The 25,500-nt window shown below is 70.5% G+C and carries 23 protein-coding genes and 1 pseudogene; 17 read left to right on the top strand and 7 right to left on the bottom strand.

The features are described from left to right. Window positions 1-85: 85 nt before the first annotated feature. Window positions 86-2,008: an ABC transporter permease subunit gene (locus IF46_RS0100120; protein ID WP_232233883.1), complete on the top strand. Its 1,923-nt coding sequence runs from the start codon at window positions 86-88 to the stop codon at window positions 2,006-2,008. Between the two features lie 71 nt (window positions 2,009-2,079). Here IF46_RS0100120 and IF46_RS0100115 read toward each other — a convergent pair whose 3' ends face one another. Next, complete coding sequence (locus tag IF46_RS0100115) at window positions 2,080-3,066, bottom strand: DUF1996 domain-containing protein (protein WP_157562479.1); 987 nt, start codon at window positions 3,064-3,066, stop codon at window positions 2,080-2,082. 758 nt (window positions 3,067-3,824) lie between these two features. Here IF46_RS0100115 and IF46_RS0100110 point away from each other — a divergent pair. Continuing rightward, window positions 3,825-4,649 (top strand): oxygenase MpaB family protein, encoded by an 825-nt coding sequence (locus tag IF46_RS0100110; RefSeq protein WP_157562477.1) that lies wholly within the window; start codon window positions 3,825-3,827, stop codon window positions 4,647-4,649. An 8-nt stretch (window positions 4,650-4,657) separates the two neighbouring features. On the opposite strand, the gene IF46_RS0100105 is transcribed toward IF46_RS0100110, so the two are convergent. Beyond that, entirely contained in the window at window positions 4,658-5,818 is a 1,161-nt protein-coding gene (locus IF46_RS0100105; RefSeq protein ID WP_051723538.1) for a low temperature requirement protein A, read from the bottom strand. A gap of 74 nt (window positions 5,819-5,892) precedes the next feature. Next, window positions 5,893-6,681 carry an SAM-dependent methyltransferase gene (locus tag IF46_RS0100100; protein WP_030486167.1) on the bottom strand — a complete coding sequence of 263 codons (789 nt, stop codon included), beginning with the start codon at window positions 6,679-6,681 and terminating at the stop codon, window positions 5,893-5,895. A gap of 145 nt (window positions 6,682-6,826) precedes the next feature. Here IF46_RS0100100 and IF46_RS0100095 point away from each other — a divergent pair, with 145 nt between their 5' ends. Beyond that, on the top strand, window positions 6,827-7,285 hold the full coding sequence (locus IF46_RS0100095; RefSeq protein ID WP_030486166.1) for a hypothetical protein: 459 nt from the start codon (window positions 6,827-6,829) through the stop codon (window positions 7,283-7,285). Between the two features lie 79 nt (window positions 7,286-7,364). Continuing rightward, on the top strand, window positions 7,365-7,994 hold the full coding sequence (locus IF46_RS0100090; protein WP_030486165.1) for a phosphatase PAP2 family protein: 630 nt from the start codon (window positions 7,365-7,367) through the stop codon (window positions 7,992-7,994). Between the two features lie 86 nt (window positions 7,995-8,080). On the opposite strand, the gene IF46_RS0100085 is transcribed toward IF46_RS0100090, so the two are convergent. Further along, window positions 8,081-8,758, bottom strand: coding sequence for a prepilin peptidase (locus IF46_RS0100085; RefSeq protein ID WP_157562534.1), 678 nt, complete (start codon window positions 8,756-8,758; stop codon window positions 8,081-8,083). A gap of 847 nt (window positions 8,759-9,605) precedes the next feature. Here IF46_RS0100085 and IF46_RS0100080 point away from each other — a divergent pair. From IF46_RS0100080 to IF46_RS0100025, 12 genes and pseudogenes are all read left to right on the top strand, one after another. Next, window positions 9,606-10,142, top strand: coding sequence for a hypothetical protein (locus IF46_RS0100080; RefSeq protein WP_420063545.1), 537 nt, complete (start codon window positions 9,606-9,608; stop codon window positions 10,140-10,142). Next, window positions 10,136-11,053, top strand: coding sequence for a hypothetical protein (locus IF46_RS0100075; protein ID WP_030486162.1), 918 nt, complete (start codon window positions 10,136-10,138; stop codon window positions 11,051-11,053). The genes IF46_RS0100080 and IF46_RS0100075 overlap by 7 nt, the downstream gene beginning before the upstream one ends. Next, a complete protein-coding gene (locus tag IF46_RS0100070; protein ID WP_030486161.1) occupies window positions 11,050-11,709 on the top strand; it encodes an SAF domain-containing protein in 660 nt (219 codons plus the stop codon). Before IF46_RS0100075 ends, IF46_RS0100070 begins: the two co-directional genes overlap by 4 nt. A gap of 2 nt (window positions 11,710-11,711) precedes the next feature. Then, window positions 11,712-12,512: a ParA family protein gene (locus IF46_RS0100065; RefSeq protein ID WP_030486160.1), complete on the top strand. Its 801-nt coding sequence runs from the start codon at window positions 11,712-11,714 to the stop codon at window positions 12,510-12,512. Next, window positions 12,502-14,040, top strand: coding sequence for a CpaF family protein (locus IF46_RS0100060; protein WP_030486159.1), 1,539 nt, complete (start codon window positions 12,502-12,504; stop codon window positions 14,038-14,040). Before IF46_RS0100065 ends, IF46_RS0100060 begins: the two co-directional genes overlap by 11 nt. Before the next feature lie 4 nt (window positions 14,041-14,044). Beyond that, on the top strand, window positions 14,045-14,947 hold the full coding sequence (locus IF46_RS0100055; protein WP_030486158.1) for a type II secretion system F family protein: 903 nt from the start codon (window positions 14,045-14,047) through the stop codon (window positions 14,945-14,947). Next, a complete protein-coding gene (locus tag IF46_RS0100050) occupies window positions 14,947-15,816 on the top strand; it encodes a type II secretion system F family protein (RefSeq protein ID WP_030486157.1) in 870 nt (289 codons plus the stop codon). Before IF46_RS0100055 ends, IF46_RS0100050 begins: the two co-directional genes overlap by 1 nt. A gap of 25 nt (window positions 15,817-15,841) precedes the next feature. After that, on the top strand, window positions 15,842-16,060 hold the full coding sequence (locus IF46_RS0100045) for a hypothetical protein (protein WP_030486156.1): 219 nt from the start codon (window positions 15,842-15,844) through the stop codon (window positions 16,058-16,060). Window positions 16,061-16,065: 5 nt separating this feature from the next. Beyond that, window positions 16,066-16,512, top strand: coding sequence for a TadE family protein (locus tag IF46_RS0100040; protein WP_030486155.1), 447 nt, complete (start codon window positions 16,066-16,068; stop codon window positions 16,510-16,512). Continuing rightward, on the top strand, window positions 16,509-16,964 hold the full coding sequence (locus IF46_RS0100035; protein WP_030486154.1) for a TadE/TadG family type IV pilus assembly protein: 456 nt from the start codon (window positions 16,509-16,511) through the stop codon (window positions 16,962-16,964). The genes IF46_RS0100040 and IF46_RS0100035 overlap by 4 nt, the downstream gene beginning before the upstream one ends. After that, entirely contained in the window at window positions 16,961-17,410 is a 450-nt protein-coding gene (locus tag IF46_RS0100030) for a pilus assembly protein TadG-related protein (RefSeq protein WP_030486153.1), read from the top strand. Before IF46_RS0100035 ends, IF46_RS0100030 begins: the two co-directional genes overlap by 4 nt. Before the next feature lie 14 nt (window positions 17,411-17,424). Further along, window positions 17,425-18,489: pseudogene (locus IF46_RS0100025) on the top strand (LysM peptidoglycan-binding domain-containing protein); the annotation flags it as partial. A gap of 509 nt (window positions 18,490-18,998) precedes the next feature. Here the strand turns inward: IF46_RS0100025 and IF46_RS0100020 are convergent. Next, the gene (locus tag IF46_RS0100020) at window positions 18,999-19,853 is read right to left on the bottom strand and encodes a DUF2231 domain-containing protein (protein WP_030486151.1); all 855 of its coding nucleotides are present in this window, start codon (window positions 19,851-19,853) and stop codon (window positions 18,999-19,001) included. A 78-nt stretch (window positions 19,854-19,931) separates the two neighbouring features. Between IF46_RS0100020 and IF46_RS0100015 the strand changes: the two genes are divergently transcribed. Further along, window positions 19,932-20,732: a crotonase/enoyl-CoA hydratase family protein gene (locus tag IF46_RS0100015; RefSeq protein WP_030486150.1), complete on the top strand. Its 801-nt coding sequence runs from the start codon at window positions 19,932-19,934 to the stop codon at window positions 20,730-20,732. Between the two features lies 1 nt (window position 20,733). On the opposite strand, the gene IF46_RS0100010 is transcribed toward IF46_RS0100015, so the two are convergent. Continuing rightward, window positions 20,734-24,417, bottom strand: coding sequence for a discoidin domain-containing protein (locus tag IF46_RS0100010; RefSeq protein WP_157562472.1), 3,684 nt, complete (start codon window positions 24,415-24,417; stop codon window positions 20,734-20,736). Between the two features lie 155 nt (window positions 24,418-24,572). Beyond that, window positions 24,573-25,500: discoidin domain-containing protein (locus IF46_RS0100005; RefSeq protein WP_030486148.1), on the bottom strand; the 928-nt coding region annotated here is incomplete at its 5' end.

Here is a 25,500-nt window from a genome sequence, read left to right as displayed (position 1 = left end):
GACGGCGAGGAATTCCCCGCCGTCGGGGCCCGGCTCTCTCACCGCGATCCAGCGGCGGCTGGGGCGTGACTGGCGACTGGCGGCGTTGTTCCTGGCGCCCATGGCGGTGCTGGTCGGCGGTCTCGTTCTCGTGCCGATCGCCCGGTCGATCATCACCAGCACCACGGAACGGCACGGGCAGGACACCGTATTCGTCGGCCTGGACAACTACCTCGCGCTCGTCGGCGACGAGCAGTTCCACACGGGCGTCGTGAACTCGTTCGTCTTCACCGCGTACGCCGAGGTTTTCAAGGTCGTGCTGGGGCTGGCCGCAGCCCTGCTGCTGCACCACCGGCGTCGCGGGCGGGCCGTGCTGGCCGGGTTGCTCCTGGTGCCGTGGGTGGTGCCGACGGTGGTGACGGCGTTCAGTTGGCGCGCGCTGCTCGACCCCATCTTCGGCAGCGTCAACAACCTGCTCACCGCTTCCGGGATCGGGCCGCTGCTGGCCAGCGCGCACCTGGTCGACAGCTGGCCCGCGGGCTGGCTCTCCGACCCGGAGCTGGCCATGCCCTCGGTGATCCTCGTGAACGTCTGGAAGGGGGTGCCGTTCTTCACCGTGTGTTTCCTGGCGGGGCTGAAGGCCATCCCGGCGGATCTGTACGAGGCGGCGACCATCGACGGCGCCTCGTCGTGGCAGCGGTTCGCCAACGTGACGCTGCCCGGACTGCGTCACGTGATCACCGTGACGGTGACCCTGTCGTCGATCTGGACGTTCAACAACTTCGACCTCGTCTGGTTGCTGACCCAGGGCGGCCCGGGTGACGTGACCGCTCCGTACGTGCTCGTCGCCTACTCCAAGGCCATCCTGCAGTTGCAGTACGGCGCGGGGGCGGCGGTCACGCTCGTCATGCTGCCGATCATCGGCGGGTTGGTGTTCGTCCTGGTCCGGCTGTTGCGCCAGGACACCAACATCAAACTGCCCCGGCGACGCCGGGCAGCGCGGTGGACCGGAATGCAGCGATGGGCCCCGACGGCACGCAGGGCGCTGCCGTGGGTCGTCACCGCGGTGGTCACCGGTGTGCTGGCCTGGGCCTCGCCACAGATCTTCTGGAAGGCGGCGGTGGTCCTCGGGGTGATCCTGCTGATCGCGGCGGCGGTCGGCCGGGTGGTCTCGACCCTCCAGTCGCGCGGCGGCCGGCGGTCGTCGTCAGTGGTGTCGGGCCTGGGGTCCTGGGTCGCGCTGGCCGGGTTGCTCTTCTTCGTGCTGGGCCCGCTGTACTGGATCGCCGTCACGGCCTTCAAGTCCGAGGGCCAGGTCGTCATGCGCACCGACGACCTGTGGCCAACGCCGTGGACCATGGAGCAGTTCGGCGCCCTCTTCGCCAACCAGCCGTTCGGCCGCTGGTACCTCAACACTCTGCTGGTGTCCGCGGCGTCCACGGCGGTGGCACTGGTCTGCGCCGCCCTGGCGGGCTACGCGCTGGCCCGGCTGCGGTTCCGTGGGGCGCAGGGCTTCACCGTCACGGTGCTGCTCACGTACGTGATGCCGGGCGCACTGCTGTTCATCCCGCTGTACCAGATGCTCATCGGCGCACGGCTCACCGACTCGTTGTGGTCGCTGGTGGTGACGTACCCGACCTTCACGCTTCCGTTCGCCACCTGGCTGCTGGTGGGGTACTTCTCGTCGATCCCCATTGAGCTGGAGGAGGCCGCGCTTGTCGACGGCTGCACCCGGGTCCAGGCTTTCGGCCGGGTGGTGCTGCCGCTGGCCAAACCAGGACTGCTGGCGGTCGCGCTCTTCACCCTGACCAACGCCTGGAACGAATTCCTCTTCGCCTTCGTGTTCATCACGAAGGACGAGTACAAGACGCTCCCGGTGGGGATGCAATCGATGATCGCCGGAGACGTCGTGCCGCAAGGGCAACTGGCCGCGGCGTCGCTGCTCGTCAGCATCCCCGTGGTGATCATGTACGCCCTCGGCCAGCGCTTCCTGACCGAAGGGCTCACCGCAGGCGCGGTGAAGGGCTGATCTGGCGCTACCGCGACAGCAACGAGGGGTGGGGCTTTCGCCCCACCCCTCGTGTCACGGCAAGTAGTACGTCAGGGCAGCAGGTAGTCCGAGTTCAGCACGTACGGCGCGGGCTGCTGGTCGTCCCGACCGTCGTGGCCCTGGGGGTCGCACTGCCGGGCAGCCACGATGCAGCCATTGATCATCGCGGCCAGGGTCCGCTCGTCCCACGCGTTGAAGAAGTCGTAGTGGAAGGTCGGGCCGTTGCCGCTGGCGAACCGCACCTTCGACATGTCGCCGTTCACCGGCCAGGCCATCTTGAACTCGAGCTTCGGCACGGCGACCGGGTGGGAGTCCGGGCAGACCCAGCCGGAGGCGGTGTGGCTGTCGACCGGGTACGCCATGTGCCGCTGGTGGTCGGGCGAGTCCAGGTGCAGCCCGTCCCAGCAGCTCGGTGCCTGGTAGCGGATGTTCAGCTTGACGCTGCGCTCAGTCGGGCAGGTCAGCGGGATGTTCTTGTTCTTGTAGCTGTCCCCGCACTCGAAGCCCTCTTCGGTGGCGTCGAGGAACTTGTCCGCGTCGGTGTTCTTCGCGTTGCCGACGACGTACCGCAGGCCGGTCGGGAACGGACGAACGCTCCGGTAGTCGGTCACGCCGGCCTTGTAGTAGATCGTCTGCATGCCCTCGGGGTTGACCGCGGTGTCGCCGTTGTACAGCGTCGGCATCCAGTACGCGGAGAGGTCGCCCTTGGTCTTGCAGGTGGTCTTGCCAGCCTTCAGCGACTCCACCGTCGTGGCCGCGTTCGTGGTGGTGTTGCCCATGAACGTGTGGGAGTGCGACGCGGCCGGCAGGTTCGGGAAGACGATCGGGTCGTCACCGATGTTGGTCCGGCTGACCGTGCAGTTCGCCTGGAACTCGTGGAAGCCGCCCTTGTTCGGCGGGACCGCGTGCGACGGCTTGACGTTGGTCACCGGGTTGGGGGCCTTGATCCAGCCACCCTGCCCGGTCGCCGGCGTCGACGACGACGCGGAGGTGGACGGCGCACCCGACGGAACCGTGCTCGGGGTGCCACTCGGCACGCCCGAGGGGGTCGGCGACTGACCCGGGGCCGAGGGCTGGCCGTCAACCGGAGCGGCGGATTGCGCCGGTGGCGTCGGCTGAGCGGTGACAGGTGCCTTCGGTCCGCAGCCGGCCGCCAGCACGGCGACGGCCGTGACGCTGACGGACAGGGCCGAGCGGCGCCATCGACGGGCTCTTGCATGGAACATTAAGGTGCCTCCTGGGCAAATGGGGTCGCGGCGACGACGGGCCCACTCTGCCAACCCCGACGGCACTCTTCAACCGGCTCCGACCAGCAATAAGGCTGACGTAAAGATCATCAACCCGGTCGGATAAATCGCCTGCCCGCTCGGGTGGATTCGGGGAATTTCTGTTATTTGCGCCCTGCCACAGAGTCGGCAGGCGTCGAAGACATGGATGAGCGTGGCACCAGGCGCCGGCCTCTGCCGACGGCCTCCTGCCCCCCGGAGCGGCACAGGTGCGAGTCGGCCTCAACGTCGGCGCACCGACGATCTCGCTCTCGGGGACGCGCGTCAAGAGCCGGATCGGGTCGGGCGGGGGGAGATTCGTGTGGCGAGCGGCAGCGGATCATCCGCGATCCACGAGCGTCGCGAATCGCGTCGACCGCCCCACAGTCGTTTCCGCCGGGCCATTGGGTACGCCGAAGACCACGAGCACTCCGAGTCGGTGGCGTGATTATCCCAACGTCCCCGCACGCTGAACTTTATGCCGACTCCTCCCGTCGACAGAAGCGTCCGGATGCACCAGGGAGGAAGCCGTGCAACACCAATACGCGACCCATATGACTGGTATGGAAGATTTGCATACTTTGACGGTTTCGACCGCACCTGCGGTGCTTCGAGAGTTGAACTCGCCGCAACTCCCCGCAGTGGCGGGAATCTGGGCTGCAGCAGTGACCTCGTTCGCATATGCCCCAGTTGCCCGGTCGATGAGCGGCCGGCTTCGGCGCGAACCTGGGACGAACGTGGTCCGGGAACTGTTCGAACGGACGATGACCGGTGTGTTCGGCGGCCCTGAGGACCTGTTGCGCATGGAGCAGGCTCCGAAGGCCAAGCGGAGGTTCGGGTTCGGCAGCCGCCCCGACGCGTCGACCTTTCAGCAGGATGACCCGCTGCATTCGACGGCCGTGTACACAATCGTCGTACACAGCTTGTTGCGCGTTCAGGAAATGCTCTATCGGCGGCTGAGCGACCACGAGCGGCAGGATTATTGCCGCCAGGCGACGCACGGCATTCGCGCGGCGCTCGCACCCAAGGGGCAGGTTCCCCAGTCGTACGACGAATTGAACTTCCATTATCGCTTGATCACCGAACGTCAACTGAAGTTCGACGAACAATTCAGCAAGCTGTACGCCCTGTCGAGCACCATGCAACTCGGCGGCATGCGGCTGCAGGACCTGACCTGCTTCGTCGCCCGGATCCTGCCGGCCGACCTGCTGGGTGCCCTTGACCTGGCCGAACTCGGCAGCACCCGCTCTCCGGACCTGGTCCCCTCCGACCTACACGCCCATCCCCTGGTTCGTCAGCCGGTCGAGAGTGCGGCGAACACCCGACGAATCCGCCCGGATCACCCCCTGGCATAGCGCGGGACCTACGCGTTGGATGGGCGGCGGTAGGAGAGGAGGCCCGCGTGGTCCAGGACGACCACCACGAGCACCACCCCGGTGGCGACCGCGGAGACCGCCAGCAGTGGCAGCCGCAGGACGGTCGCGGCACCCGCCAGCACGAGCAGGGCGACCACTCGTGACCAGGAGAAGCGCCGGTGGATCGCCAGCGAGAAGAGGATCCGCCCAGCGAGGAACAGCATCGGGCCGCCCAGGACGACGACGACTGCGGCCGTGTCGCCCGTCCTCGTGGGGTGGGCGATGCTCAGTTCGGCACCGACGGCGGTGACCACCAGCCCGCCGATCATCACCAGGTGCAGGTATCCGGTGATGACCCCGAGCCGGGTCGGGTCGGCGTGCTCGATGGCCGGGCCGAGGCGCTGACCGGCGGGCGTGACGTAGAGCAGACCGATCAGCACGGCGGTGGCGAAGACCAGTAGGAACGCGGCGGTCTGCGGCAGGGCGAGGTCGGTGTCGGCGTAGGTGAGGCCGGAGACCAGGACGAGTTCACCGAGCGCAATGATCATGATCTGTTGGTAGCGCTCGGCGAAATGCTCGCCAGCAAGATGCAGCTCCCGCCGCCCGGTCCGACCCAGCCTCGGTGTGGGCCAGCCGAACCGCGGGCCGGTGAGGTCGATGGCGAGGGCGAGCAGCCAGAGCGGTACTCGCCACTCCGGCAGGAGCCCGCCGACCAGCCACGGCACGGCAGAGACGCTGAACCAGCAGAGGATCCGCAGCGCCCGCCGCTGCCGCGGGTGACCGCGCAGGCTGAAGGCGGTGACCGTACCCCGGGCGATGTGGACCGCGACGTACGCGCCAGCGAAGAGCAGGCCCCGCCCGTTCAGCGCGTGCGGGATCGCCACCCCGGCCAGCAGGCTGCCCAGCGCAGCGCCGATCAGCAGCCAACGGACCGCTGGGCTCGCCGGGTCGTACCAGTCGGCGAACCAGGTGGTGGTCACCCAGATCCACCACACCCCGGTCAACAGCAGGGCGGTACGCAGCGCGCCGACCGTCGTGAGGTCGTGCAGTAGGTGCTCGCCCAGCTGACTGAGGGCGAGCACGAAGGCCAGGTCGAAGAAGAGCTCCAGGAACGAGGCGTTCAGCGGCGAGTCACTTCCCCGCAGCAGCCGTTCGGGTCTGCTCGCCATCGGCGCTCCTCCCGGTGGCGCACGCCCTGCCTCCGTCGTACCACCTGGAGCCGGCCACCGGAGCGAAAGCAAGGTCAGCGGCGGACACCGACCCCCGCGTACCCGTGTGCGTCCACGGTCTCCGGCTCGCCGTCCGGTCGCCACCGGGTGGTGGCGACCAGGCCGGGTTCCAGCAGGTCGTACCCGGTGAAGAAGCGCGACGTCTCGGCGTGCGTGCGGGGCACCAGTGGGGCGCTGCTGTTGCGGTAGACGGCCTGGCCACGCTCGGCCAACTCCGGCGGGATGCCGTCCAACGTCAGGTGGGACAGCACCAGGTGACTACCGGACGCGGTGGCGTCGCGCAGCTCGGCGATCGCCGCCCACGGGTCGTCGTGGTCCGGCACGAAGTGCAACACCGCAAGGAGCAGCACCGCCACCGGCTGGTCCAGGTCGAGGGTGGCCCGCACGTCCGGGTGGGCCAGTAGCTCGTCCGGCCGTCGCAGGTCACCCTGGACAACCGCGGTCCCGGGTACGTCGGTCAGCAACTGCCGGGCGTACGTGACGGCCACCTCGTCGTAGTCGACGTAGACCACTCGCGCGTCGGGCGCCACCGCCCGCACCACCTCGTGCACAGCGTCCTGGGTGGGCAACCCGGCTCCGATGTCCAGGAACTGGCGGACGCCCTGCTCAGCGGCGTACCGGACGGCTCGGCGCAGGAAGTGCCGGTTGGTCTGAGCGGCGACCCCGGTCTCCGGAAAGATCTCCAGCACCCGGTCGGCGGCAGCCCGATCGGCGGGGAAGTTGTGACTGCCCCCGAGGAAGTAGTCGTACATGCGGGCGACGTTGGGCTTGGTGGTGACGTCGGGTGCCGGCTGCTCGGTCATGTGAGATCCCTTCGGCGGCGGAAGCGGATCTCGATGTCTAGCACTCGCGGCGACGACCCGCTGACCCCTCGTGTCGTTGATCCGGCTGCGCCCATGGTCACCGCTGACCACGGTGGGGGCACCGACTCAACGAGGAGGGACGCCGATGACCGCTCAGCGCGAGACCGTGCAGGTCGACCACGACCTGTTCCGCGCCGTGTACGACTCGCCCGCATCACTGCCCGGCCGACACCGCTGGACCACCCCGGAGTCGGACGTCCGGCGGCTGGAGAAACTGTTGGGCATGCCGGCACGCAGCATCGGCGCCCCGCTCTGGGTCAGCGGCGACGAACCCGACTGCCCGAAGTGCCGCAGGCGGATCACCTGGTACGACATCGTCTCGTCGGCGCTCTCCGGCCTGCACGACAAGACCATGATCGCCACGGTCATCCTGGGCGAGCGCAAGTACGTCAACACCGAGATCCCGGATGCCATCGCCGGGGTGCGCTGCTCCGACTGCCACACCGCGATCGACGGTCTGCGCAGCTTCAAGTGCCACAACTGGGCGTACGCCTTCGAGGCGCTGGAGGCCGTCCGCGAGCGGATGACCGGCGGTCTCGCGTGAAGACAGCAGCGGTGCCTCCTGCCGCGTTCCGCGGGTGTACGCAGGGTGAACGGGGTATGAACGTGGGGTGAGGTGATGCATGGTCGACATCGGCAGCATGGACGTTCCGGAGATCAGCGCCGAGTGGTACAGCGACGTCGTCGACGCCGCCGCCGCCAGCCCCGAGCCGGTGCAGTGGTTCGTCGGGCACGCCACCGAGGGGGTGGTCCTGCTGCTCGGCGCGCTGCTGCTGATGGCCGCGCTGAGCCGCCGGTCCGGCGGCCCACACGACCGGGCACTCGCCCTGCTCGCGCCAGTGCCACCTCTCCTGGCGTACGCGGGCAGCGAATGGTTCAAGACCGTGGTGGACGAGGATCGCCCCTGCCGGACGATCGGCCGGGCGATCATCGCGGGCGCGTGCCCACCCCCGGGCGACTGGTCGTTCCCCAGCAACCACGCCACCGTGGCCGGCGCGCTGGCCGTCACCACGTTGCTGCTGTCCCGCCGACTCGGTCTGATCGCACTGCCCCTGGCCGCGCTCGGCGCCTTCTCCCGGGTCTTCGTGGGCGTGCACTACCCACACGACGTGATCGCGGGCGTGCTGTTCGGTGCCCTGGTCGCCGTGGTGGCAACCCCGTTGCTGGCCCGCCCGACCACCGAGGTGCTCCGCCGCCGGGCCGACCGTTCCGACAGCCCGGTCCCCAAACTGGCCAGCCGCTCCCGCCCCTGACCAGCGAGACACCCCGCACCCGCCGGCTGGCCGCACCCGCCACCCCGCCTGCCGCCCGGCCGGGCGGCAGGCTGGCGGGCGGCGGGTCAGGTCGGCAGCAGGAGGGTGGCTGTGGTGCCGAGCAGTAGGAACGGGCCGAACGGCAGGTGGGTGCTCCAGCGGGCTCGGCGCGCGGCCAGCAGGCCCAGGCTCACCAGGGCGGACAGCCCGAATGCGACTAGTAGGCCGAGCAGCAGCACCGGCCAGCCGTACCAGCCGAGCAGCGCCCCCACGCTCAGCGCCAGCTTGGCGTCGCCCAGCCCGAAGCCGCGCCGGCCGAGCAGCAGCGTGGTGCTGGCGAAGAAGAGCGCCAGTCCCGCACCGGCGATGACGGCCCGTAGCCAATGCCCCGGGTCGGCGTCGAGTGCGGCCACGCCGAGCAGCAGCCAGGTCCCGGCCGCTGCGGGCAGGGTGAGCCGATCCGGCAACCGGTGCACGGCCAGGTCGACGAGGACCGCCGGGATCGTCCAGCCGAGCCACCAGATCAGCGCCGGCAGCGCCCCGCCGGACGGACCGGCGAACACCAGCAGCACCGCCGCCGCGAGCACGGCCAACTCGACAGTGCCCGGCGGTGGGCCGACCCGGGCGCGGCAGCGACCGCACCGGGCCGCCGGGCCGAGCGCCGGCCAGGGCCGGGTCAGGCCGATCGGCGCGCCGCAGGCGTCACAGCCGGTCCGGCTGGGCAGACCCGGGGGTACGGCGTAGCGCAGCGCTGCCATCCGCATCAAGGGGCTGATCGCGAGGATCGCCAACACGGTCGAGACCCGGGTGCGCGCCACCGCCGGGGGCACTGCCGGGCGGGCGGGTTCCGCCGTCGCCCCGTGGGCGCTACGGCCAGGTCGGCTAGGGCGGTTGCCTTCCGGCGTCGCCTCACCGGCCGGCGGGGGTGCCGGCCTCCGATCGGGTGGGTTTTCTCGGCCGGGGACGGCCGCTGGGGGGCCGGTCAGTGCCATGTCGCCTCCATTACGGCCGGACGTTCCCCCGCAATGGTGAACACGGATCGTGATTGAGCACGCGCTGTGGTGTAGCGGATGGCGCAGAAAGCGACCTCCCGCTCCGACCCCGCGAGGGTGCTTTCGACCACTTCCGAGTCGAGCGCCCCGTCGGACGACGCGGCTCGCCGATCGGTCGGCAACACCGTTCGAATGCCGGGATAAGGCTGCGATGTCCCACTCCGGCGACCGCCAGCGAGATCTCGGTGAGCCCATCCGACTCGGCGACGCCCCATCAATAACGACCTTTCGCTCGACCATTGCCCCAGGGACAGCGTGGACACCCACCACCACCACCTGTCATCACGCAGAGTGTTCACTTGAATTGCCTCTGTTGCATCGGCGAGCGTCAGCCTATGCTCGCCCCTTGAGTGTGATGCAAGCCTCACCTTCACAACCGGACGACACAGGACCTGCATTTGTAGAAGATCCGTAACGGTGAATGCAGAAGCGCAATGATCGGCTCCGGATGTGCTGATCCGGGCGCGCTTCCGCATGCCCGACGGCGGTGCACGATCACCGCGTCGGGCGACCACGAGGAGGCTCGACGGTGCGCGGACGGCAGCTCAGACGAGCGGCAATCTGCCTGCTGGCGGTCGTGACAGCGGTGCCAGTCACCGCCTGCGCCAGCGGACGGGAGGCGGTCGAACGGCCGACCGCAGCCCGCGACGACGGACACCGGATCGATCCCGACGTCGAACGGCAAGCTGCCGAGAAAGCGGCACTCGACGCGTACTCCGGTTATCTCGCGGCCTCGCGCACCGCAGGCGCGCGCAGCGATCCGCGCGCGCCGGAACTGTCCCGGTTCCTCGCTGATCCACTTCTCACCCGGGTCCGATTGTCCATTCGCGACGCTAAGGAGCACGGCGCTATGCGTACCGGGACGTTGAAGTCCGACCCGACCGTGACCGCCGTCAGCCTGGACGCGAAGCCAGCCACCGTGGAGATCCAGGACTGCCTGGACACAACCGGCTACCGGCTGGTCTACGCCAAGGACAAGCGCCCGGTCCCGGGCAGTGGGGGCGGCAGACACCTCTCCACCGCCACTGCGACCCGCTATCCCGACGGCCGTTGGCTGATCAACTCCGGTACGACGCACCGGGACCAGCCGTGCTGACCCGGGGAGGGCGGGTGCTCGCCGGGATCGGCCTCGCGCTCGTGTTGGTGGTCGGCGCGACCATGCCGGCCGCCGCCCGACGCGCCGACCCGGGGGCTGGTTGCCCGCCCGACCAGCCCGACTGCAGTGTCTGGGACGACGAGCCCGGCAACCCGGGCGGTGGCGGGAACGACGGCGGTGGCGGGGACGACGACGGTGGCAGCGGCGGTGGCAGCAGCACCTGTCGGTGGGACGGGCGGACCATCCCCTGCTACGACGAGTTCCTGGGCTGGTTCAGCAGTAGCGACGGCTGCTACTACAAGCTCGCCACGCCGCAGCCCGAGGCACCCGAGGGCCAGCAGTGGTACGTGAAGACGTGCAACGGCGGCGCCGACGTGGGCAATCAGACCGTGGTGCCGCTGGATGATCCGCCAGCCGGCTTCGGCGCGCCACCCAACCCGGAGGAGTTGGCCCGTCGTGCCCTGGCGTCGATCAAGCTGCTGCCGGCACCGCTGAGGGTGGCACCCCGCAAGAGCATCGGCCCCGGCCTGGTCGGCCTGCCCGTCTGGATGTGGGCGGCGCCGAGCACCAGCTACTTCGGCCCGCTGACCGCGTCCGCGACCGACCGGGACGTGACCGTCTCCATCGAGGCGAAGGTCACCCGGACCGTCTGGGACATGGGCAACGGGGACAAGGTCCCCTGCGAAAAGGCCGGCACGCCGTACGACCCGAAGGGTGATCGCGCCGGCGGCACCTCCCCGGACTGCGGCTACGACAAGGGCTACTCGAAGGCCGACACCTACGAGGTCAGCGCCACCACCTACTGGACGGTGACCTGGAGCGGCGGCGGCCAGAGCGGAGAAATCCTGGTGACCCGATCCAGCGGCATCGTGCAGATCCAGATCAACGAACTCCAGGTGGTCACCAGATGAGCCTCGCTACGCGCAATGGGACCGGGTCGGTGGACGCGCCCGTCAACCCGCCCACCGTGGTCCGACAGCGCCGGGTGCGCCCCGGGCTGCTCGGCCTTGCCGTCCTCCTGATCGCCCTGGGCGGGCTGGGCGCGGCGTTCGCGGTCACCTCGGTACGGGCCACCGGCAGCTATCTGGCGGTGGCACGACCGGTGGAGGTGGGCCGGGAGATCAGCGCCGCCGACCTGATCACCGTGCAGGTCGCCGGCGGCCAGGGGCTGCGCCCGGTGCCCGCCGGGCGGCTCGACGAGGTGGTCGGCAAACGGGCCGCCGTCGCGCTGGTCCCGGGCACGCTGCTCACCCTGGGACAGATCACCGCCGATCCGCTGCTCGGCCCGGGCCAGCAGCAGATCGCGCTCGGCCTGAAGACCGCCCAGGTGCCGGCCCGCGAGCTACACCCTGGTGACAAGGTCCTGCTGGTCAGCACTCCGGACAACAACGCCAACGGTGACGCGGCTGCCGCCGGCACACGCTTCTCGGCCACCGTCATCGACATGGTCAGCCCGGCCAACGACAACAAAGTCCTCTATCTGGCGCTGCTCACCCGCGACGTGCCGGCGGTGGTGGCGCTCGCCGCACAGCAACGGCTCGCCGTCGTGCTGACCGAGGCGGCCTGAGTATGGCGATCATCGCGCTGGTCTCCGCGAAGGGTTCACCCGGCGTCACGACCTCGGCGCTGGCCTGCGCGCTGGCCTGGCACCGGCGGCTGGTGGTCGCCGAGTGCGATCCGGCCGGCGGCTCGATCCTCGCCGGGTACCTCGGCGGCCAACTGGACGGCCCGCGCGGCATCGGAGAGCTGGCCGTCGGGGAGTTGCGCGACGGCAACCTGGAGACCGCGTTCTGGTCGCAGCTGGTCGACCTGGACGCACCCCGCCGGGAACGGCTGCTGCTGCCCGGCCTCGTCGACCCGGCCCAGAGCGGTAGCGTCACCCCGCTCTGGCAGCGCTTCGCCGACTACTTCGACGCCCTCGACCGCGGCACCCCCGGCTACGACGTCCTGGTCGACTGTGGCCGACTGCACGTGACCGGGCCGCCGTGGCCGGTGCTGCGTGCCGCCTCGGTGGTGCTGTTGGTGACCCGGGCGCACCTGCCGGACCTCTCCGGCACCCGGGCGGTGGTCACCACCATCGAACGGGACTTCGCCGAGCATCGGGTGCCGCCGGGCACGCTGCGGTTGTTGCTGGTCGGTGCCGGGCACGGGCGCGCCGAGATCAGCCGCGCCCTGAAACTGCCGGTCATCGCGCGGCTGCCGCACGATCCGCGTACCGCCGGGGTGCTCGCCCTGGGCGGGACGGTGCGGGCCGGACGGCCGCTGATGCGCGCGGCGGCCGCGCTTGAGGTGCCGGTCGGGGCGCTCCTGGAGCGACGGCGGGCCCGATTGGCGTGGCCCGTGCAGCAGGGGGTGCCGGATGCGGTTTGAGCCGGTCTCCGCAGATCCCCGCCAACCGCCACCGGACGTGACCTCCACCGTGCCGCCCCTGGCCGGGCCGAACGGCCGGCACCACCCGTCGGTGCCGATGCCGCCGACGTCTGCGGCCACACCGCCGCCGGAGTCGCCGCCACGGCCCCGGATGGATTTCCACGTGGTCCGGGAGCTGCGCCGGGAACTCACCGAACGGCTCACCCTCTGGCAGCGCGGCCGGGAATTCACCGTCGACGAGGAGGACACCGAGCGGGCCCGGCTCGCCGTCACGGTGGTCGCCGCGTACGCGGACTCGGTGCGTCGGGCCGGCACACCGATGGCCGCTGGCGAGGAACGCCTGCTGCTCGACCAGGTGACCGCCGAGTTGGTCGGGCTCGGCCGGCTACAGACCCTGCTGGTCGACGACACCATCGAGGAGGTGCACATCCTCGGCTGCGACCAGGTACGCATCGCCCGGCACGGCGGTGGGGTGGACTGGGCCGAACCGATCGCCGACAGCGACGCCGAGTTGGTGGAGATCCTCCAGGCGGCGGCCCGGCGGGCGGGGGCGACCGAACGGTCCCTGTCCACCGTGAAGCCCACCCTCGACCTGCAACTGCCCGACGGCAGCCGGCTGGCGGCGGTGTTCCTGGTCAGCCACCGCCCGTACGCGGTGATCCGCAAGCACAACACCCTGGACGTGAGCCTCGACGACCTCGCGGGCGCCCGAGGTGACCTGGACGAGATGATCGACCCGCTGCTGCGCGACTTCCTCCGTGCGGCGATGCGCGCCGGTCTGAACATCATGGTCGCCGGGTTGGCCGGTGCCGGAAAGACCACGATCATCCGGGCGTTGATGAGCGAGATCCCGCCCGACGAGCCGTACGTGCTGCTGGAGGAGAGCCGGGAGTTGCTCCCGGCCCGCCGCCGGGAGCGGCACCGGGCGGTGATGAGCTTCGAGGCCAGGGAGGGCCACGGCGAGCGCGGCTTCGACGGCCGCCCCGCCGGTGAGGTGACCATCGCCGACCTGATCCCGCTGTCGCTGCGGATGGGCGTCCTGCGGATCATCGTGGGCGAGGTGCGGTCCCGGGAGATCGTGCCGATGCTCCAGGCGATGACCACCAGCCGGGGGTCGATGTGCACCATCCACGCGCGCAGCGCCGCCGGTGTGGGTGAACGGATCGTCGAGCTGGCGTTGGCGCACGGCCGCGAAATGACCGTCGACCAGGCCCGCCGGATGGCCGGCAACGCTCTCGACCTGATCGTCTACGTCACCGTCGAGGACGAGACCGCGATCGGCGGGCGGAAACACCGGTTCGTCTCGCACGTGGAGGAGGTGATCGGGGCCGGTGAGGCCGGGCGGATCACCACCACCACGGTCTTCGGGCCTGGCCCGGACGGTCGGGCGGTCCCCCGGCACCTGCCGGAGCGGGTTCGTGACCAGTTGCTGCGGGTGGGGTACGACTCGCGGCTGCTGACCCGGTGGGTCGAGGCCGGTGCCGGGGCCTGGCGGCGGCCTCGACAAACCCGACTGGCCCGGCGGTGACTTGATGCTCGGCAGCCTGGAGTTGATCGCGGTGGTCTCCGGGGCCGCCTGTGTGGCCGGGCTGCTGCTGGCCGTGGTCGCGCTGGTCGGGACGCGTCAGCCGCCCGGGCCACGCCCGGGTGGCGGGCCGGGGCTGAGTCGACTGTGGCGTGGGCCGGGCGCCACCCCGGCCGAGCAACGGGCCCACCAGATGCTGCTGGTCGCCGCGCTGATCGCCGGCGCGTTGGCCTTCCTGCTGACCGGGTTGCCGGTGGTCGGCCTGCTGGTGGCGGTGGCGGTGCCCGGCACCCCGTGGCTGTTCGGGGTCGGCAAGGCCGAGCAGAAGGCGATCGCCCGGATCGAGGCGGTCGGCGAGTGGACCCGCCGACTCAAGGACGTCTCCGGCACCGGGCAGGGCCTCCAACAGTCGATCATCGGCACGATCGGCAGCGTGCCACCCGGCATCGAGGACGAGGTACGGCTGCTCGCCGCCCGTCTACAGGCCGGCTGGATGGCCCGCTCCGCACTGCTGGCATTCGCCGACGAGATCGCCGACCCGGTCTGCGACCAGGTCGTCGCGGCGCTGATCCTGCACCTCTCGGACCGGGGTGAGCGGCTGGGCGACGTGCTCGGTTCGATCGCCGGTGCGGCGTCCGCTGAGGTGGCCACCCGCCGCGAGATCGAGGCCAAACGCACCCAGCCCCGGTTCGCGGTCCGCTTCCTCACCGGGATGACGCTGGCGACCCTCGCGTACGGGCTGGTCAACACCGAGTACATCAAGCCGTACGGAACGCCGGTGGGTCAGGTGGTGATGGCCGTTCTCGGCGCCGCCTTCATCGGCCTGCTGGCCTGGGTTCGGTCGATGAGTCAGCCGCGGCGGCCGGCCCGGTTCCTGCCGGCGCCCGACCCAGCCGAGGTGGTCTCATGATCGTTAACTGGCAGTTGGCCATGGCGGTCTGTGGTGGTGCCGGGGTCGGGTTGGGCGTGTTCCTGGTGGTTCGCGAGTTGGTGCCGGCGACTCCGGCGCTCGGGCCGGCGCTGCGCCGGCTGCACCAGCCACCTGGCACTGGCCGCCTCGCCACTCCCGCGTCCCGGCGACTCGACTGGCTGAGCGGGATGTCCCGCTGGCTGCGTCCGCCACACCGACAGCTGGCCCTGATCGGTCAGACCTCCGAGCAGTACGCGCTGTCGGTGCTGCTCTCCGCACTGATCGGGCTGGCCACGCCGACCCTGCTCGGGGTGGCGCTGTTGGCGGTCGGCATCTCGATTCCGCTCGTCATACCGGTGCTCGGCAGTCTCGGGCTGGCGCTGATGAGCGGCCTGCTGGCACACCGTGCCGTGCTGACCAAGGCCGAGGCCGCCCGCGACGAGTTTCGACAGGCGGTCTGCACCTACCTCGATCTGGTGGCGTTGCAGCTCTCCGCGGCGCACGGGCCGGTGCAGTCGCTGGAGCGGGCAGCGGCGGTCTGCGACGGCTGGGTATTCGACCGGCTTCAGGAGTCGCTGCGGATCGCCCAGATGCAGATGCACGCACCCTGGGACGAGCTGCGCGAGCTCGCCGACAAGATCGGCATTCCGGAGCTGGGCGACGTTGGCGCGATCATGCGCTCCTCGGGCAGCGAGGGTGCGCAGGTGCACGAGACCCTGCGCAGCCGGGCTGACTCGCTGCGCGACCAGATCCGCACCGACAACCTCGCTCGTGCCGAGGGTGTGACAAGCCGACTCGACATCCCGGGTGCGCTGCTCGTCTTCGTGCTGCTCGGGTTCGTCCTCTATCCGTTCCTCGCCCGTATCTGACCCCATCCCCCTGAAGGAGAACGCCATGTCCATCCTCAGCTACCTGCACGTCGTGCTGACGACGCGCCTGGCCGAGCTGCGCCGTGACGGTGAGCGCGGCGACAGCCCGGTGCCCACCGCAGTGATCATCTTCGGCCTGGTCGCCGTCGCCGTGGCCGTCACCGCTCTGGCCCTGACCAAGGCCAACAACTGGATGACCGGCATCCCAAACAACCCGGGCACAGGCACCGGCGCGGGCCAGTAGCCGGGATGCGCCGAGCCACGTTCTCGAGGTGGAGCCGAGCGGTCACCGCCGCTCGGCACCGCCTCGTGGCTGGCGACCGGGAGCGGGGTGCCAACCCGGTGGAGTTGGCCGTGATGATGCCGCTGATCCTGGTGCTGCTCTTCGCCTCGATCCAGGTCGCGGCCGTCTTCCTCGCCCGCTCGACCGCGTTGAACGCGGCGCAGGGCGGGGTCAATGCTCAGCGGTCGTACCAGGCGGGGGACGGCGCCGGAGTGGCCAGCGCCACCCAGTTCCTGAACGCCGCCGGTGGCTGGCTGGTGGGCTGGAACACTCCCGGCCCGAGCTGCGTCACCGTCGACGACATCCACGTGACCTGCACGGTAAGTGGCCGGTCCCTGTCGGTGGTGCCAGGCGTGGACTTCGCGGTACAGCAGACCGCCCACGGAACTGTGGAGAGGGTGACACTGCCATGACCCGCACCGCCGAGCGAGGCTCGGTCTCCATCGAGGTGGCGGTGCTCGCGCCGGCGTTCATCGCGCTGATGGTGCTGGCCGGTGTGGTCGGGCGTACCGCGCTGGCAGCGGAGGCCCTCGATGCAGCCGCGCACGACGCCGCCCGTGCCGCCTCGATCTCCCGGAACGCGGACACCGCCCGAGCAGCCGCCCTGGATGCTGCCCAGCAGCAGCTGGACTGGCACGGCCTGGCCTGCGCGAACAACCTGGCCCCGACGTTCACCGGCACGCCATCGAGCTTCGACGGCGCCTTCGGCAGCCAGGTCGGTACGGACGCCACAGTGACGGTGACGATCACCTGCATGGTGTCCTTCCAGGACATCGCACTCGACATTCTGCCCGGGACGCAGAGCCAGAAGGAGATCACCGCGAGCTTCACCTCGCCGCTGGACCGTTACCGGAGCCGGCAATGACGGCCGCCACTTCGGCTGTCCGGCCCCCGCCGGCCGGCGAGCACGGCCGGGTGAGCATCTTCCTCGCGGTGACGATGATCGGCGTACTGGCCATCATCGGCCTCTCCTTCGACGGCGCCGGGCAACTACGCACCCTGCAACGCGCCCAGAACCTGGCCGCCGAGGCGGCCCGGGCCGGTGGCCAGGCCATCGACCGGGCCACCGCCATCGAAGGCGGGCCGAAGCGGATCAGCAAGCCGGATGCGCTCGTGGCGGTCGCCAACTACCTATCTGCCGTGGACACCGCCGGCCACACCGTGAGCTTCCCCGAGGTCGACGGGGAAATCCTGATCCGGGTAACCGTCAACATCACCTACAACCGCTCGATGCTCGGACCGTTCGTCCAGAACAAGACGGTCACCGTCACCGGCGAGGCGACCGCGCGTGCCATCACCGCAGCACCGTAGGAAGGAAGGCAGCCATGCCCGTATCGGGTGGGTCCGTCGTACGGCGGACCGGACGGATCCTCACCGGCATCGGCGCGCTGGCCGTGCTCCTGGTGCTGCTGGTCGGTGCGCCGATCGCGCTGCTGGCCTTCGCCGGCAATCCCCTGCCTGATCACCTCCCCACGATCAGCGAGGTGGGCACTGCCCTGACCAGCCGGGACGACGGTCAGCTCTTCCTGCGGGCACTGGCCGTCGCTGGTTGGTTCGGCTGGGCCACGTTCGCCTTCTCCGTCCTCGTCGAGTTGGGTGCACAGACCCTGCGCCGGCCGGCGCCGAAGTTGCCCGGGATGGGCCGCCAGCAGAAGGCCGCCGCCGCGCTGGTCGGCTCGGTCGCGCTGATCCTGGTCGCCAGCCCGGCCGCCGCCAGCGCCGCAGCGGTCTACGGGCCCCCGGCGTACGCGAGCCCGGCCGTCACCGCCCTGGCCGCGCCGACCCGGGCGGCGACGACACCGGACACGGCCGCGCCGGTGGCCCGGGGCGGACTGCTCGGCATGGCCGGGACAGGGCTCGCTGCCCCCGGTGGCGCTGCGGCGAACGACGAGGCCGCGCCGGTGTACCGGGTGGCGCGGGGCGACTACCTCGGGGAGGTGGCCGAGCGGTACCTGAACGAGTTCGGCGACTACCGACAACTCGCCAAGCTGAACAAGCTCGACGACCCGGACCGGATCCGCCCCGGTCAACTGCTGCGACTGCCCACCGAGGCCGCCGACCAGGGGGCCCGCAAGCACGCCACCGGGCGACTCGTCGACCGGGCCGCGGCGCCGAAGCCGCCCACGCCCCGGCCGACGCCCGAGCGGGCGGCACCGCCGCGGGTGGCCCCGGCACCACCCAGCGGTACGGAGTCAGCGGGCCAACCACCCGCGATGACGGTCGGTGCAGCCGGAGTTGGTGCCGCCGACCGGGTGAATCGACCGCTGGCGGTCTCCGCCGTACTGGCCGTGGCGAGCATCGTCGGCGCTCAGATCGGCGCGGTTCTGGGGCTGCGCCGACGCCCGGCCACCGCAGGGGCGGCTCCCCGGTTGGCCACGTCCTCTCGCAGACCTCGGGGTGGCGCGGCCCGCAGCAGCGGTGGCTCGGGCCGAACCACCAGTGCCACCCGTCGGACCAGCGCTGCGGCGGCCGGGAGCGGTGCCGCGTGGGCTGCCAGCCGGGCGGCGGCGGCCATCGAAGCCCCCGCCGCGCCGATCGGCGGCACCGTGCCCAGCGGCGACGGCATGGCGCCTGGCGGCAATGGTGTGGCCCCCGCCGGAAGCGGATGGGCACCCGGTGGCAGTGGGGTGGCGCCGGCCGGTAGCGGAATGGCACTCCCCGGTAGCACGGCGTTCCCCGGCGGTGCCATGGCGATCCCCGGCGCGGGGGGCTGGAGTGGTGACGACGACTGGGCCGACGGCAACGCCGAAGGCGGGTTGTTCGACGGCGGGCACGGGCTGGACTCCGTACCGGACGGTCCGCCGGTCGGCCGTCACCGACGCAGCTGAGCGGAGCGGCAGTGCGATGGCTCCCGGGGCCAGGACTCCAGAGAGCGTGATGTCTCAGGTCCGCCAGCGGGTCAGGGCAGGCGGGTCTGGAGCACGCCGTTCTGGATCCGGGTGGGCAGGATCTGTTGGTCGTTGCCAGACGGCCCCTGCATGACCTCGCCGCCGTTGAGTCGGAACGCGCTGCCGTGCCACGGGCAGACCACACAGGCGTGGCCGTCGATCTCCTGCACCTCGCCCTCGCCGAGCGGCCCGCTCTGGTGCGGGCAGCGCTCCAACATCACGGTCACCTCGTCACCGTGCCGGTAGAGGATCACCGAGATGTCGTCGTCCACCTCCCGGGTGATCAGGGTGCGCTGCGGCAACGTCGCCATGTCGGCCAGCGAGTGCCAGCCGTCGGTCATCCGGTGCAGCTCGGAGACGCTCTGGTTGACCTGCGCCCCCTGCTTGTACGCCAGGTGACCCCCGATGTACGCCCCGAGGCTCACGGTGGAGAGCCCGAGGAAGCCGAGGGCACGGCCCATCCCGTGCCGGCCGGAGAGCCGCGCGGCCAGCGAGCCGGCGTAGATCGCCATGCCGACCGTGTTGGCGGCGGCGTGCACAAGGCCGACCCGGCGCTGGTCCCGGGCGAGCGCCGCCCAGTCGTTCAGGCCGGCGACCGCCGCCGGCAACGCGCTGACGGTGCCCAGACCGACCAGCACGGTCGCGGGGCGGCGCTGCCCGGGCATCAGGTCCAGCACCGCAGCGCTGATCCACGCGCCGACCGGCACCTGCACCATCGCCGGGTGCAGCGGATGCCCGAGCGTCACCCCGTGCAGCAGATCTCGCAGCCGGCGCGGACGCAGCGTCCCCAGGACCACCTTCTGCAACCGGTCACCAACGCCGTCCAGCCGGGAGTCCTGCTCAACTTTCGTCAGAAGTGCTCGCACAAGTACCGACTTCCCGGCGATCGACGTCGCAAACCGACCACCGGTGACAACCTGCGGCGGGGCGGGCATTCTGAGTCGATGGGCGTGCGGGTGGAACGGGTCGGGGCGGTTACCACTGTGGTGCTGGATCGGGCGGACGTTCGGAATGCTGTCGACGGGGCGACGGCGCGGGCGTTGGCGGACGCGTTTCGGGCCTTTGAGGCCGATCCGGACGCGTTGGTGGCCGTGCTGTGGGGCGCCGGCGGCACGTTCTGCGCCGGCGCCGACCTCAAGGCGATCGGCACGCCGAGCGGCAACCGGGTCGAGCCGGAGGGGGACGGCCCGATGGGTCCGACCCGGATGGCGCTCAGCAAGCCGGTGATCGCGGCGATCTCCGGGTACGCGGTGGCGGGCGGGCTCGAGTTGGCGCTCTGGTGTGACCTGCGGGTCGCCGAGTCCGACGCGATTCTGGGGGTGTTCTGCCGCCGCTGGGGAGTGCCGCTGATCGACGGCGGCACCGTCCGGCTGCCCCGATTGATCGGCGAGAGTCGGGCGATGGACCTGATCCTCACCGGCCGCCCGGTGCCGGCCGATGAGGCGTACGCGATGGGGTTGGTCAATCGGTTGGTGCCACCCGGCCAGGCGCGGGCCGCGGCCGAGGAACTGGCGGCGGCGATTGCCCGGCATCCGCAGACCTGCCTGCGCAACGACCGGGCGGCGCTGTTGGCCGGCGCGGGGCGGTCAGAGCCGGAGGCGTTGGCGACCGAGTTGGCGTACGGGATGAACTCGCTGGCCACGGATGCGGCGGCCGGCGCGGCCCTGTTCGCCGCGGGCGAGGGCCGGCACGGCGCGACGCCGCCGGGAGGGGCAACCCTCCCGGCGGCGTCCGGTGCGAGCTAGCTCAGTTGCGGTTGATGGTGAAGGTCGACGTGGGGTTCTGGATGTCCACGGCGTTGTTGCTCAGCTGCAGGTTGTTGAAGGTGACCGACCCGACGGCCGGCCCCTGCCCGGACTCCGGCATGGGGTTGGCCCAGATGGCAAAACCGGACTTCGCGTCGTAGGCGTCACCGCTCTTGCGAGCCCCGCTGATCGACACGTTCGTGAAGACCGTGTCGGTGATCGGGTTCTGCGGCTGCCCGCCGACGTAGTTGGTCTGGAACATGATGCCGCTGTAGGTCGGGTCGATGATGTCGACATCGCTGACCCGGATGCCCTGGAACACCTTCGAGGCGGAGAAGACCCAGATCGCCGGGAAGGTCTGCCCGCCCCAGAAGTGCCCACCAGCCCGGACGATCGAGATGTTCTCGAACCTCGTCGGCGGGTTCGCGCCGAACCCGTTCATCGGGTAGCCGAAGTCGAGCGAGCTGATGGTGATGCCCGAGTAGACGAGCGTGTCCGCGATGTAGATGTTGCGGAACGTGTTGCCGTAGCCGCCGTACACGGCCACCCCGGCGGCCCGCCAGGTCAGGGTCGAGGTCAGGTTCTCGTAGACGTTGTCCTTCATGTCAGCGCCGCCCGCGTCGATCGCCGAGAACAGCGCGAAGCTGTCGTCGCCGGTAGCCCGAGCGTCGTTGTTACTGACCAGGTTGTTGGTGCTCCCGTTGGTCATGTTGATGCCGTCGGCGAACATGTTCCGGATCCGGGAGTTCTTGATCGTCATGTAGTCGGTGTTGGCACCCCAGTAGAGGCACACCATGTGTTCGTTCCAGATGTTGTCGATCACGATGTTCGACACGTTGGAGAAGTCGAACACCTTGCCCGGGCCGTCGATCCGCGAGGTGTAGTTACCGAAGTACGCGAAGTTCTTGAACGACGAGTTCGCCGCCGACGCCTCGGCCCGGAAGCCGATGTCGGTGTTGTCCTGGCCCGACGGCGCGTTGAACCGGGTGTACCAGGGGCCGGCGCCGGTCACCTGGACCGCCTTGCCGTACACCTGGAACTTCGACGAGGTGGAGTAGTTGCCGGCGGGCAGGTAGACCCCGACCAGGTTGCCGGTGGTGTCCATCCGCACCCGGTCCAGGGCGTTCTGCACGTCGGAGTGGGTGAAGCCGGTCGGCGTGGTGTAGCGGGACGGGTCCGGGTTGGCGATCGGCGACACCTGCTCGGTGTTGATGAAGTCGATCGCGTACGTGGTGGTGTTGGCCGGGTCCTTCTGGAGGCGGATCTTGCTGCCGGCCGGGACGGTGGAGTTGAGCATGACGTTGGCTTCGTCGTAGATGTGCCGCGGTCCGCCCGCGCTCGGCGAGTTGCCCGGGCTGGCCTCGCTGCCGTAGAGCCAGGCGTACCGGGACGTCAGGTCGATGGCCTTGTGGAAGGTGCCGTTGACGTAGACGTTCAGCGTCGAGTGGATCCCGCCGCCGCCCGACGCGTCGGGGATGGAGAAGCGGGTGACAAGCGTGTTGGTGCTGGCCCGGGTGGTGAACTCGACGTAGCTGCCGGTCGAGTTGAGAGTCACCGCCCGCCTGCCGGACGCCTCGCCGGCCAGGTCGCCGATCTCCCGGTTCGGCCCGACGATGGCCGCGCCGCCGCCGACCACGCCCTCCTCGGCCTCGTACATGTCGTACGGCATGTTCGCGCCACGCCCCACGAAGAGCGGGCGGTCACTTGTGTTGTTGGCCTGCTTGACCGGCAACTCGTTGCCGTCCACGGCGAGCACCACCCGGACGGTGTACTTGCCGTTCGCGGCGGTCCAGGTGCCCAGGCTGATCGGGCCGACCGTCGCGCCGGCGTTGATCACGCCGGAGTACGAGCCGGTCAGCGTACGGACCACGGTGCCGGACTCGTTGAGCACGGTGAGCGTGATGCCGTGCGCGCCGGACGCGGACGCCTGGTTGCCGGCGTTGCGGATCGACACCGAGAAGGTGACCGTGTTGCCGGCCGTCGGGTTGCCCGGTGACCAGGCGACCGCGGAGGCGACCAGGTCGGAGCTGGCGACCGCGCTGACCACCAGCGGGCTGGGGTTGGTGTAGCTGTTGTTGGTGTCGTCCTGCTCGACGACGGTGTTCGACTCGTCGACCTTCGCGCTGAGCGGGTAGCTGCCCGCGTCCCGGGTGCCGATGCTGGCGCTGACCGTGGTCGAGGCGCCGGCCGCGAGGCCGCCGACCGAGGCGGTGCCGACCCGGGTGGAGCCCAGGTAGAAGTTGACGTTCGTCGCACCGGAGGCCGCCGAGCCCGCGTTACGCACGGTCGCGGAGAGCGTGATGGTGCTGGTCTCCACGGGTGCGGACGGGCTGAACGACATGCCGGTCACGGTCAGGTCCGGGTTCGGGGCCGGAGTGCCGAAGACCTGGAACTCGGCCACCTGCCCGGCCGGTGCGCCGGTGTTCGAGGCGATCGAGAGGCGTACGTCGGCCGCCGCGCCGGAGACCGGGATGGTCACCGTGTTGCCGCTGCCCGGGTTGAAGGTGTAGTTCGCCGCGCCGACCAGGGTGGTGAAGCTCGACGAGCCCTGGTCCCGGCCGAGCACTGTGATGTTCTGGGTACGCGTCCCCCACGCCGAGTCCGGGTTGAGCTTCAGCACGACCTGGCTGAGGCTGGCGTTCGCGCCGAGCTGCACGGTCAGCGTGCTCGGGTTGCCGTTGCCCTCCCAGTAGGTGGTCACGCTGTTGTCGTTGGCGTTGGTGGCCACGAACGTGTGCACGTACCCGGAGGCGGTGATCGGCTTACCGATCGCCAGGTTGCTCCCGGTCGGCGGGTTGCCGGTGCCGGTCCGGGTCACGGTGTTGCTGTTCGCCGACTGGTTGCCGGCCGCGTCCTTGGCTCGGACGTAGTACGAGACCGTGGCGCTGGTCGGCTGACTGTCGGTGTACGTGAGCGTCGAGCTGCCGACGCTGCCGCGCAGCGCGCCGTTGGCGTAGACGTCGTACCCGGTCACCCCGACGTTGTCGGTGGACGCGGACCAGTTGAGCTGGATCTGCCCGCTGGCGGGCTGGGTGTATCCCAGGTTGCCCGGAGCGCTGGGCGCCTGGGTGTCGGGGCTGCCGGTCGCGCCGTACACCTCGACCTCGGAGAACTGCGCCGCCGGCCAGCCGGTGTTGCCGGTGACCTGCACCCGTACGTAGCGGGTGCTGGTGGCGGTGAAGCTGACCGTCACGGTGTTGCCGCTGGCCGGGTTGAAGGTGTAGCCGGCGGATGCCTTCAGGGTGGTGAAGGACGAGCCGTTGGTGGAGCCGAGCACCGACAGCGTCTGCGTACGGGTCTGCCAGTCCGACGCGGGCGGCAGCTTCAGCACCACCCGGTCCGCGCTGACCGTGGCGCCCAGGTCGGCCTGGATCCACTGCGGGAACGCGTTGTTGGCGCTCTCCCAGTAGGTGTTCGCGTTGCCGTCGTTGGCGTTGCTCGCCACGTAGTTCTGGGTGTAGCTGCTGGCGGTCATGGTGGCGGAGAGCCCGGCGAGCAGGGCTGCGCGGGCGGCGGACGCGGACGCGTCGACCGCCGGTGCGGCGCTGGCCGTGGGGGTGACGACCGGGGCGCTGGCGAGGAGCAGGCCGGCGAGCGCGCCGGCGAGCAGTCGCCGGTGGCCCGTGCGGGTGGTTCGGGACGCGCCGCTCGGCGGGGTGCCTGGTCTGGTGCCGGTTCTGGACATGGGGTCGCTACACCTCTTTCGGGGGTGGTGTGGGTGCGTTGCCCGGTGGACGGGTGCAGGGGTACGCCCGTCGTGCCGCGACAGGTGGGGGACGGTGGGTTGGGGGACGGGAACTGCCGGGTGGCCCCCGCCCTGGGTGGGCGGGGGCCGCTGGCCTAGCTGGAATAGACCTCGAACTCGCTGAGCTGACCGGCCGGCCAACCGGTGTTGCCGGTGACGGTCAGCCGCAGGTACCGCTGAGTGGTCGCCGTGAAGGTCACGGTGACGGTGTTGCCGCTGGCCGGGTTGAAGCTGTAACCGGCGGACGCCTTCAGCGTGGTGAACGTCGAGCCATTGGTGGAGCCGAGCACCGACAGCGTCTGGGTACGCGTCTGCCAGGCCGATGACGGTGGGAGCTTCAACACGACCCGGGACACCGACCGGTCGGCACCCAGGTCAACCGTCAGCGACTGCGGGAACGCGTTGTTGGCGCTCTCCCAGTAGGTGTTCGCGTTGCCATCCACCACGTTGGGGGCGGCGTACACATCCGAGTGACTGGTCTCGGTGACCGACCGCCCGGCCGCCAGGTTGCCGCTGGGTGGCGGCGTGGTCGGCGGTGGCGTGGTCGGTGGCGGGGTGGTTTGCGTGCCGCCGTACACCTCGACCTCGGAGAGTTGCGCGGCCGGCCAGCCGGTGTTGCCGGTGACGGTGACCCGGACGTAGCGGCGGTCACCGGAGGGCAGCCCGATCGAGACGGCGTTGCCCGAGCCGGGGGCGAAGACCCGACCGGCGGACGACGCCAGCGTCGTGTATGACGAGCCGTCGGTGGAGCCGAGCACCGACAGGGTCTGCGTGCGCTGCTCCCAGCCGCTGGGCAGCTTGAGTACCACCCGGTCGACCGACCGGGACGCGCCCAGGTCGACGGTGACCGACTGCGGGAAGGCGTTGTTGGCGCTCTCCCAGTAGCTGGCCGCGTTGCCGTCCACCGCGTTGCCCGCCGAGTAGCTCTGGTTGGTGCTGGTCGCGGTCGCCGGTCGGCCCAGCGCCAGGTTCCCGCTGGTGGGAGGCGGGGTGGTCGGGGGCGGCGTCGTGGGGTTGGTCAGT

Origin of the sequence: Micromonospora chokoriensis, from assembly GCF_000718555.1 — a bacterium.
Lineage (GTDB): Bacteria > Actinomycetota > Actinomycetes > Mycobacteriales > Micromonosporaceae > Micromonospora > Micromonospora chokoriensis_B.
Note: the sequence above shows the minus strand (reverse complement) of the source record. Positions and strands in the feature narration are given on the sequence as shown.

Excerpts from the sequence above, each read along its gene's own strand:
- IF46_RS0100105 (WP_051723538.1), bottom strand. The coding sequence starts at position 5,818 with ATGGCGAGCAGACCCGAACGGCTGCTGCGGGGAAGTGACTCGCCGCTG.
- IF46_RS0100100 (WP_030486167.1), bottom strand. The coding sequence starts at position 6,681 with ATGACCGAGCAGCCGGCACCCGACGTCACCACCAAGCCCAACGTCGCC.
- IF46_RS0100095 (WP_030486166.1), top strand. The coding sequence starts at position 6,827 with ATGACCGCTCAGCGCGAGACCGTGCAGGTCGACCACGACCTGTTCCGC.
- IF46_RS0100090 (WP_030486165.1), top strand. The coding sequence starts at position 7,365 with ATGGTCGACATCGGCAGCATGGACGTTCCGGAGATCAGCGCCGAGTGG.
- IF46_RS0100085 (WP_157562534.1), bottom strand. The coding sequence starts at position 8,758 with ATGCGGATGGCAGCGCTGCGCTACGCCGTACCCCCGGGTCTGCCCAGC.
- IF46_RS0100070 (WP_030486161.1), top strand. The coding sequence starts at position 11,050 with ATGAGCCTCGCTACGCGCAATGGGACCGGGTCGGTGGACGCGCCCGTC.
- IF46_RS0100065 (WP_030486160.1), top strand. The coding sequence starts at position 11,712 with ATGGCGATCATCGCGCTGGTCTCCGCGAAGGGTTCACCCGGCGTCACG.
- IF46_RS0100060 (WP_030486159.1), top strand. The coding sequence starts at position 12,502 with ATGCGGTTTGAGCCGGTCTCCGCAGATCCCCGCCAACCGCCACCGGAC.
- IF46_RS0100055 (WP_030486158.1), top strand. The coding sequence starts at position 14,045 with ATGCTCGGCAGCCTGGAGTTGATCGCGGTGGTCTCCGGGGCCGCCTGT.
- IF46_RS0100045 (WP_030486156.1), top strand. The coding sequence starts at position 15,842 with ATGTCCATCCTCAGCTACCTGCACGTCGTGCTGACGACGCGCCTGGCC.
- IF46_RS0100040 (WP_030486155.1), top strand. The coding sequence starts at position 16,066 with ATGCGCCGAGCCACGTTCTCGAGGTGGAGCCGAGCGGTCACCGCCGCT.
- IF46_RS0100035 (WP_030486154.1), top strand. The coding sequence starts at position 16,509 with ATGACCCGCACCGCCGAGCGAGGCTCGGTCTCCATCGAGGTGGCGGTG.
- IF46_RS0100030 (WP_030486153.1), top strand. The coding sequence starts at position 16,961 with ATGACGGCCGCCACTTCGGCTGTCCGGCCCCCGCCGGCCGGCGAGCAC.
- IF46_RS0100015 (WP_030486150.1), top strand. The coding sequence starts at position 19,932 with ATGGGCGTGCGGGTGGAACGGGTCGGGGCGGTTACCACTGTGGTGCTG.
- IF46_RS0100010 (WP_157562472.1), bottom strand. The coding sequence starts at position 24,417 with ATGTCCAGAACCGGCACCAGACCAGGCACCCCGCCGAGCGGCGCGTCC.